General features: G+C 52.3%; 7 protein-coding genes. All 7 read right to left on the bottom strand.

Annotated features, from left to right (window positions below; translation table 11 throughout):
• On the bottom strand, nucleotides 1–2245 hold a 2245-nt coding region (locus D5269_RS12425), incomplete at its 3' end, for an ATP-binding protein (RefSeq protein ID WP_243126817.1).
• Between the two features lie 38 nt (nucleotides 2246–2283).
• Nucleotides 2284–2634 (bottom strand): Hpt domain-containing protein, encoded by a 351-nt coding sequence (locus D5269_RS12420; RefSeq protein WP_016316049.1) that lies wholly within the window; start codon nucleotides 2632–2634, stop codon nucleotides 2284–2286.
• On the bottom strand, nucleotides 2631–4751 hold the full coding sequence (locus D5269_RS12415) for a diguanylate cyclase (RefSeq protein ID WP_120485736.1): 2121 nt from the start codon (nucleotides 4749–4751) through the stop codon (nucleotides 2631–2633). The genes D5269_RS12420 and D5269_RS12415 overlap by 4 nt, the downstream gene beginning before the upstream one ends.
• A gap of 367 nt (nucleotides 4752–5118) precedes the next feature.
• Nucleotides 5119–7017 (bottom strand): molecular chaperone HtpG, encoded by a 1899-nt coding sequence (htpG, locus tag D5269_RS12410; RefSeq protein ID WP_120485735.1) that lies wholly within the window; start codon nucleotides 7015–7017, stop codon nucleotides 5119–5121.
• A 123-nt stretch (nucleotides 7018–7140) separates the two neighbouring features.
• Nucleotides 7141–8046, bottom strand: a complete 906-nt coding sequence (locus D5269_RS12405) for a DUF4097 family beta strand repeat-containing protein (protein WP_120485734.1) — start codon at nucleotides 8044–8046, stop codon at nucleotides 7141–7143.
• Complete coding sequence (locus tag D5269_RS12400; RefSeq protein ID WP_120485733.1) at nucleotides 8043–8624, bottom strand: DUF1700 domain-containing protein; 582 nt, start codon at nucleotides 8622–8624, stop codon at nucleotides 8043–8045. Before D5269_RS12400 ends, D5269_RS12405 begins: the two co-directional genes overlap by 4 nt.
• Nucleotides 8611–8937, bottom strand: a complete 327-nt coding sequence (locus D5269_RS12395) for a PadR family transcriptional regulator (RefSeq protein ID WP_016316044.1) — start codon at nucleotides 8935–8937, stop codon at nucleotides 8611–8613. The genes D5269_RS12400 and D5269_RS12395 overlap by 14 nt, the downstream gene beginning before the upstream one ends.
• Nucleotides 8938–9081 lie beyond the last annotated feature (144 nt).

Here is a 9081-nt window from a genome sequence, read left to right as displayed (position 1 = left end):
CCAGGCCAAGGTCAGAAAGCAACTCCTCCGCAATCTCCCAGTTGAGATCGTTGTCCTCGGCCAACAGAATACGCCTGCCGCTGAAATGTTCGCTGCTCTCCAAGGTGTCCTCCTGTGCCTGCCACAGAGGGTCAACAAACTTCTTGAGGCCATAAAACAGCGTAGATTTAAAGAGCGGCTTGGAGATGAAACCACTGATCCCTGCTCCCCTGGCATTTTCCTCGATCTCACTCCAGTCGTAAGCAGAAATCAAAAGCAACGGCACATCGTCACCTGTATGCTTGCGGATCCGGCGGGCGGTTTCAATCCCGTCAATTCCCGGAAGTTTCCAGTCCAGGAGGATAATTTGATAGTCATCATGCTGACAATGGCGTTTTTTCACCATTTCTACTGCACTTTCGCCGTCCAGCGCCCACTCCGCGTTGACCCCGATCGACTCGAGAGAAGCGACTGTGCTCTCACAGAGCTGCTTGTCGTCATCCACCACTAGCATATTCCAGTTAGGCAGAACCATGTCCATCTCCTGGAGTTCTGCTTTTTCCATATCCAGAGTGACATGGAATTCGGTCCCTTTGCCGGGTGCACTGTTCACTGCAATCGTACCGCCCATCGCATCTACGATATATTTTGTGATCGCCATTCCAAGGCCGGTTCCCTCTGTTTTATGGACACGGGTATTGTCTTCCCGTACAAACGACTCAAAAACCTTTTTCTGGAATTCCTCAGACATCCCAATTCCGCTGTCCTTCACCTGTAGATGAATACGGACATATTTATCCCCTTTCGGGGACTCTTCCTCATAGAGTGCCACCTGTATGAAACCGTCTTCCGGCGTAAACTTAACCGCATTGGACAAGAAGTTCAGCAGAACCTGATTCAGGCGTACACTATCGCAATAGACATTCTCAGTAGAAATGTCATGAATGAACACATCAAAATGCTGCTTTTTTGCTTTCACCTGCGGCTGTATGATACCCACGATACTGTCCATGACCTCCCGCAGGGAAACCTGATCCATATTGAGGGTCATCTTCCCGCTCTCGATCTTGGACATATCCAACACATCGTTAATCAATCCCAGCAGATGTTTGCTGGAAAGGGCAATCTTTTTCAAACAGTTCTGAAGCTGCTGGGGATTATCGATGTTGGCTGTGGCAATGGCTGTCATTCCCACAATGGCATTCATTGGGGTGCGGATATCGTGGCTCATGTTAGAGAGGAACTCGCTCTTTGCCTTGTTCGCGTGTTCCGCGCTCTCGCGCGCCTCTTCCAGCGCCACCATCTGTTGGTGCATCAGGCGGAAATACTTCCAGAAAAGCAGCATCAGCGCGGCCAGAATCAGTCCGCAAGCGCCCAAGACCATCCAGATCCACTGGCTGCTCAGATCGGTGACCATCTCACTAAGCTGGCCATAGGGCATGACCATCACCAGATACCATTCGGAATAGGGCAGCGAGGTGCAATAGACATGACTACGATCGCGTCCGATCTCGAGCACATTGGAATAAATCTCGTTTTTCGACATCGCTTCCTGCAGCTCGGACAGATATGCTTCGGCATCCGCGCCGCTGATCGTCGAAAACTCCGCCCGAATCCGGTCGAAATAACTCTCCCGGAAAACATCACTTCCCCGGATCACCATACTTCCGTCCTGGCGGATGATATGCAGGTTCACCAGATCATTGGTCTCCAGCGCGAGCGTATCCCTGATATAGTCAATCGGAAGCGCCGCCACCAGAGCGATACACACTTCGCCATCTGACATGGGATATTGTGAAGGCACACCCAGCAGCAGAATCCGGTTTCCCTCGTTGTCGGTACCTACCGCCACCTTCTCCTCACCGTTTCTCATCGACTGTAAAAACGGCGGCGGATCGGCTAGCTTCACCCCGTCCCCACAGATCATCTCAAAATTGCCGTCTTGGGAATAGAAAGCCAGCTCAACAAATCCTCTGATCCGCGCATTATAAGACAGCTCTTCCCGCAGGCTGTCCATACTAGCGGCTGTATCAGGCGGGATCATCTCAACCAAAGCCTCCATCTGTTCCAGACGCAGCTTCATCGTCGTGGCAAAATGCTGGGAAACCTGCTGGCTCATCCCCTCCATATAGGTCAACCCCACCCTGCTGATCGTGTCCGAACTTTTCCGGTTCATGATAACCGCCAAACCCGTAAAGGTTACCACGCAGAGGGTCAGCACCAGAATCAGACTGGTCTTCAGGAAACGGGTCGTTTCGTTTTTCAAATAAGATCACCTCAAAAGGTTATTTTCGCGTAGAGTTCTCATTCATCCAGCTGCTGGATTGCTCTGGCAGTCTGCCGGTAGTCGTCCGCTACCTTATCTATCAGCCCGGCAGCTTCCGCGCTCCAGCCGTATCGCAGCGCTTCGGTGAGGCGGGTGCTGGATTCCAGAAGCCTGCTGAACCCCAGATTCTGACACAGGCCCTTAAGGGTATGGGATGCGCGGAATGCCTCCCCATAGTCCCCCTTCTCAAGGGAACTGCAAAGCAGATCATAGCTTTTATCGTTGAGAAATTTCAGTGCAAATTTTTTTACCGTCTTTTCGCTGCGAAGGCGGGCTACTACCCCTTCATAATCCCCTCCAAACGCTGCATAGCATTCCTGTAATGTCATTTGGCATCCTCCTCTTCAGTCGATCCTGCGGCGGATTCGTGCGGATGATGAGCCGACGGCCTTCCTTCGCTTTCAATCGGAGAGATTCGGGAAAGAACATCCCGCATCATGTTATTATAAAAGCGATAGTATCCTCTGCCGTTTCGTTTCACTATGTAAAGCGCCTGATCTGCTGCATGGAACAAAGAGTCATAATCCGCGCCGAGCAGCGACGCTTCCGCAATCCCCATGCTGATTGAAATGTCCAAATTCCCGTAGTTGCCGGAAAGGAACGAGAAGATCCGCTTGATAATCGGCTCCACATCATCCCGATATTCCAGAAAGATCAGAAACTCGTCTCCGCCAATCCGGGCGGCAATATCGCATTTTCGGATCCTCTGCCGCAATTTTTCCGCCATATGTACCAGAACACGGTCGCCAAAATCGTGCCCATAGTTATCATTGAAAAATTTGAAGTGATCCAGATCAAAGATAACCAACGCGAACTGACTGTCAAGGCTGGACTCCATGCGCTTCACGATCTGCTTTTTCGCACTGGCATGGTTCAGCAGGCCGGTAAGCTGGTCGTGGGAAGCCATCCGCTCAAGTGTATCCATCTTAGCCTGAGAATCGTGGATATCAATCGCCTTTCCGATTGCCCCTGTATACTGTGGTGGATCATCGGCCGACCAGATCGACTGGATGATGATCCGTGACCATCTCCATCTTCCATGTTGGTTGACTTTAAAGACATGCGTTACCGTCGGGTTTTCGGGGGTGGTGGCATGCAGCGTCTCGATCATCCGCTGCCAGTCGCCCTCATTGAGCAGCGAGCGAACCCTTTTGTCGTTGAGCGGGTCCATAATCAGCTCATCCAGCCCCAGCTGCTCGGCACCCCATGGGGTGATAGTCGCCATCGCGGGTGATACAGTATATTCGAACTGAGTTTCCTGCGTCATCTGCGCAAAGAATCTGTACTTCATCCGTTCATGCTCGAGCAGATAAAGGGTGCGTTCAGATGCCGCCAGCTCCTCATGGCGAACCATCTCGTCTGCGATATTGCGCATCTCCCGCTGGCTTGCCCGCGCCGGCGAATCGCTGCTCAGTTCCCTCTGGATGGTTTCGGCCGAATTGGTCAGGCAATCCAACAGCAGCGGATTGAACGTTCCGCACTGCCCATCCAGAATCATCTTCACCGCTTCCTCATGCGGGATCGCCTTTTTATAGACACGGTCGCTGGTCAGAGCGTCATAGACATCCGCCAGCGCTACAATCTGGGCGGAGATAGGGATTTCGTCCCCCTTTAATCCATCCGGATAACCCCGGCCATCGTACCGCTCGTGATGCCAGCGGCATATCTCAGCGGCAACCCTGACCAGCGGTTCATTCTGGTGAATTGGCATCTCTTTCAGCATGTTCGCGCCAATCATTGAATGGGTTTTCATCACCTCGAACTCCTCGGGCGTCAGCCTGCCTGGCTTATTGAGGATCGCCTCGTCAATCGCAATCTTCCCAATGTCGTGCAGCGCCGAGGCAGTGCTGATGAGTGAGATATCCGCCCGGGAAAGCTTATAGCGGTCAGACATCTGCATCAGCTCTTTGAGCATCAGCTCGGATAGAATATGAACATGGCGGACATGAAGCCCGCTCTCCCCATTTCGGAACTCTACGATCTGGCTGAGAATATCAATCATCAGGTTGCTGCGCTGCTCTTTTTCATAAATCTGATCTGCCACCAGACCCACCAGTTTTTTCTGCTTGGCATAGAGCAGGATGGTGTTGACCACCCGGCGGTGGACGATCAGCGCATCGAACGGACGGCTGATAAAATCGGTGACACCCATCTCGAACGCCCGCTCCATGTGGGAGGAGCGGGTTTCCGAAGAAATGATAATCACAGGAATTTCCTCGATCCAGTGACGCTTGTTCATAACCGACAGCACCCCGAATCCGTCCATCTCGGGCATCACGATGTCGAGCAGAACAAGCGACAGATCCATTCCATGCTTCTGAAGGGCTGCTATCGCCTGTACGCCGTCTTCCGCCTCCAATATCTCGTATTCCTCTCCCAGCATATCCGCCAGAATCGAACGATTCATCTCGGAGTCGTCCACAATCAGGATTTTCTGCTTCTGCATGTGCTGCAAATGGGATTCCCTTCCTTCTATATCAAAATATAAACTGGAACGAAACGAAAACCAATTTGGATGAACCATACATTGCTATTGCGCTGTTGCCCTTTTGGGGAATACCTGAAATCCGCTGCCCAACTTCCAATACTTATAAAATATTTTAAAAACAATTATTTTTTTAAAAACATCAGGCGCAGGGTAGCCACAATCCCACGTACCCATGTATTAAGATACCACAAAATATGCAGTTCCTGCAAGCAGTCGACACAGATTCTTTGCAGCAAATGATAAAAAAGGTGATATTCCACAAAAAGAGGGCCGACAAATAGTCCACTTTTATCCCAGGGACCATCTGCCGACCCAAAATATCCTGTTATTCTTTGGACATCAGGTCACAAACTGCATTAGAAAATGCAACCGGATCTTCGAGCGACATCCCCTCAATCAACACTGCCTGTGCATAAAGCAGACCCGCATATGCCTTCACCCTATCCTTATCCTCGGCATAGAGCTTCTGGAGGGTTGTAAACACCGGGTGGGACGGGTTCAGCTCCAGGACACGATCTGCCTTGACCTGTCCTTCCGACCCGGGCATCGAGTTGAGTACCTTCTCCATCTCAAGGGTGATCTCCCCGCCGCTGCTCAGGCAGACCGGATGGGACTTGAGCCGGTCCGAAACCCGGACCTCCTTCACCTTACCGTCGAGCGACTCCCTGAGGAAGTCAAGCAGCTCTTTGTTGTCCTCATTCTGCTTTTTGGTCTCCTCTTTCTCCTGCTCGCTCTCCAGCCCGAGATCACTGTCTGAAACCGAGCGAAACTCCTTGCCGCCAAATTCCCGCAACATCTTGAGCGCAAACTCGTCCACATCATCGGTCAAGTAGAGGATTTCAAAGCCGTTGTCCTTGATCCGCTCGGTCTGGGGCAGGCGGTCGATTCTTTCCACTGTTTCGCCGCAGGCATAATAGATGTACTTCTGTCCCTCGCCCATCCGGTCGGTATACTCGGAGAGTGAAACCAGCTTTTTCTCCTTGCTCGAACAGAAGAGCAGAAGGTCGGAAAGCAGGTCCTTCTTCGCGCCGAACTCGTTATAGACGCCATATTTGAGCTGCAGACCAAAATTTTTGAACAGTTCCTCGTATTTTTCCCGCTCATTGTTAAGCATCGTGAGCAGTTCGGAGTGGATTTTCTTTTCCAGACGCCCCGCAATGATCTTGAGCTGGCGGTCGTGCTGGAGCATCTCACGGGAGATGTTGAGGCTCAGGTCCTGCGAATCGACCAAACCCTTCACAAAGCTGAAACAGTCAGGCAGCAGGTCCGCGCACTTCTCCATAATCAGCACGCCGGAGGCATAGAGCTGGAGCCCTTTTTCATACTCGCGGCTGTAGTAGTTATAAGGCGCGCGGGCCGGGATGAACAGCAGTGCGTTATAGGTCGCTGCGCCCTCGGTGCTGCTGTGGATCACCCGCACCGGGTCCTGATAATCAAAGAATTTGTCCTTATAGAAATTGTTGTAATCCTCATCGGTGACCTCGGATTTGCTCTTCTTCCAAATCGGCACCATGCTGTTAAGCGTCTCGTTCACCGTATACTGTTCATACTCGGGCTTGTCCTCCGGGCTGCCCTCCTTGACGCGGGTTGCAGGCATATCCATCCGAATCGGGTAGCGGATATAGTCGGAGTATTTTTTCACGATGCCCGAAATCCGATGCGGCTCGAGAAACTCGTCATAGCTCTCCTCGCCCTCGTTCTCCTTGATGACCAGCGTAATCTCGGTGCCATGCCCTTCCTTCTCACATTCCTCGATCGTGTAGCCATCCGCGCCGTACGACTGCCAGCGGAACGCCTGTTCCGAACCAAACGGCTTGCTCACCACGGTGACACAGGATGCGACCATAAACGCCGAATAAAACCCGACGCCGAACTGCCCGATTACGTCGATCTCATCGTTTTTCTCGTTCTCCTGCTTGAACGCCAGCGAACCACTCTTGGCAATGGTGCCGAGATTGCTCTCCAGCTCCTCAGCGGTCATGCCGCAGCCGTTGTCGGTGATCTTCAGGGTGCGGGCGTCCTTGTCCACCGCGAGGCTGATCGCGAAATCCGCGCGGGAGAGGCCGGTCGTACCGTCCGACAGCGAATGGTAATAGAGCTTGTCGATCGCGTCGGACGCGTTGGAGATCAGCTCGCGCAGGAAGATTTCCCGATGGGTGTAGATCGAGTTGATCATCAGGTCGAGCAGGCGTTTGGATTCCGCCTGAAACTGCTTTGTCTGCATAAAACAATCCATCCTTTATTCTCAATGTTTAAAAAAACAAAATAGTTAGCACTCATTTATTCCGAGTGCTAACTATACTATAATACAACCTGTTGAGAAAATCAAGTATAATTTGTGAACAAATTACCGGAATGTAATCACAGCCTCCCCGCTCATTGCCGAAATTTCGATCCGGTTGGGCTTGCCGGGTTGGCTCTGCTCCTCGCCGCCTGACCCGTCGATGATCTTCACCCGTGACAGCCCCTCCCACGAAGCCGCCTGTTCAATCTCATAGTCCTGCCGCTGCCCGTCAATTTCAAATATCACATCCCCGGACATCGAGGTGATGCTCGTTTTCCCGAGCGGTTTCCCCACAAACTTCAGGTCCCCGTCAACCGCATCGCAGGACAGCTCTGACGTTGTCACCCGCAGCAGGTTCAAATCGCTGGAAACCCCTGCAATCTCGGCATACCCGAGGTTCGAGTCCTCCACGTCGGCCCTCCCGCTGACCGTATTAAATTCAAAGGAATCGAACCGGCAGTTTTTCAGATGCAGGTCTCCCGAAACAGACGCATGGGAAAACTTCCCCGCCTCCAGCTTCTCTGCATTCATATCCCCATCGACCACCGAAAAAACAGCCTGTTCGAGCGCGGCGCCCTGCGGCAGATAGACGGTCACTTTCCCTTCCCAGTCCATCTTCTGGTTTGTAACGGCACCCATGAAATCTTTGAACCCGGTCTTTCTATCTTTTTCTTTCAGCTTCAGCTCTCCGCCCGACACAGACCACGATGTCCTGGCCGCGCTGCCGCGCCCTTTCCCCTTCAGGTCGGCTTTCAGCCCGTAGTGGTCGGAATAGACAACCTCAATATCCGCCGTTATCACCGCGATGTCGATCTCCTGGAACGCTTCCAGGTTCTGTTCATCAATATGGAACGTCTCGGAAACTGCGCGAACGTCCATCCCCAGCAGGAGCCCCGCCAGTGTAAAAACGCCGCCCATCACCACCAGCGCACAGCACATGCTCCAAAATACTTTTACCGACTTTTTCATTTGTCAGACCTCCGTTTCATCCATTTTGCCGTCAGGCGGGAAATCCCGACTACCGCCATACGTGCCAGCCAGCAGGCCACCCAGAGGATTGCCGCGCCGAAACCCAGCGCAATCATCCCCCTGCCCACATAATAAAGCGTGCTGGCCGGGTCGGATACAAGGCTCGTCATCCCCACGACCGCGGAAAATATACCCACTGCCGCAGCCACCAGCCCGGCGGCCCCCAACCCAAGGAGAATCCCAAGCACCGAGACAATAACCGCGAAAAATACAGCCAGGATCGCGATCCCAACCGGCAGGGCGATTGGCGACGCAAGGACGATCAGCACCACCCAGCCGATGGTCCCCATTCCTTTTTTGCTGTCCGGCTGGTTTTCGAGCTGTTTGAACGCAAACTCCCGGATGATCTTGCCCGCTACCTCGGACGGAGAACCCAGCTCCTCGATCACCTCCTGTTCGTTTTCCGGACCGGCATCGTCAAAGTAGCCTTGATAATAGGCGATTGCATCCTCTGCATCGCTCTGCGGCAGCCGTTTGAGTTTGGTACGCAGCTGAAACATAAATTCATTCCTGGTCATCCCCGATACCCCCTAAAAGCAGTTTGTCCACGCCCTCCTGGAATGTTTCCCATTCCGAAACATACCGCGCCAATCGTTCCCTGCCAATGTCGGTCAGGCGGTAGTATCGCCTGTTCCGCCCATTGAACGGTTCATCATAAACGGTCAGCGCACCGTCCTTTTGCAGCCTGCGCAAAACCGGATAGAGCGTCGACTCCGAAACCTCGACAACCGATTTGACTGTCTGGGTCAGGACATAGCCGTAAGCATCTCCCCGGTTGAGCGTTGCAAGTACGCAGGCGTCGAGCAATGCCGAGCCAAGCTGAAAAACCATGCAACCACTCCTATAAATAATATTATACAATGTATATCATTGTCTTTACCCATATTATATGATGTATAATATAGTTTGTCAAGTAGTTTATGAAAAAGAAAACAACGCACATTTCACTTTGAATTGATATGGGATTTTCTGCTG

Origin of the sequence: Anaerotruncus sp. 1XD42-93 (assembly GCF_009917605.1) — a bacterium.
Lineage (GTDB): Bacteria > Bacillota > Clostridia > Oscillospirales > Ruminococcaceae > Anaerotruncus.
Note: the sequence above shows the minus strand (reverse complement) of the source record. Positions and strands in the feature narration are given on the sequence as shown.

Excerpts from the sequence above, each read along its gene's own strand:
- D5269_RS12420 (WP_016316049.1), bottom strand. The coding sequence starts at position 2,634 with ATGACATTACAGGAATGCTATGCAGCGTTTGGAGGGGATTATGAAGGG.
- D5269_RS12415 (WP_120485736.1), bottom strand. The coding sequence starts at position 4,751 with ATGCAGAAGCAGAAAATCCTGATTGTGGACGACTCCGAGATGAATCGT.
- htpG (WP_120485735.1), bottom strand. The coding sequence starts at position 7,017 with ATGCAGACAAAGCAGTTTCAGGCGGAATCCAAACGCCTGCTCGACCTG.
- D5269_RS12405 (WP_120485734.1), bottom strand. The coding sequence starts at position 8,046 with ATGAAAAAGTCGGTAAAAGTATTTTGGAGCATGTGCTGTGCGCTGGTG.
- D5269_RS12400 (WP_120485733.1), bottom strand. The coding sequence starts at position 8,624 with ATGACCAGGAATGAATTTATGTTTCAGCTGCGTACCAAACTCAAACGG.
- D5269_RS12395 (WP_016316044.1), bottom strand. The coding sequence starts at position 8,937 with ATGGTTTTTCAGCTTGGCTCGGCATTGCTCGACGCCTGCGTACTTGCA.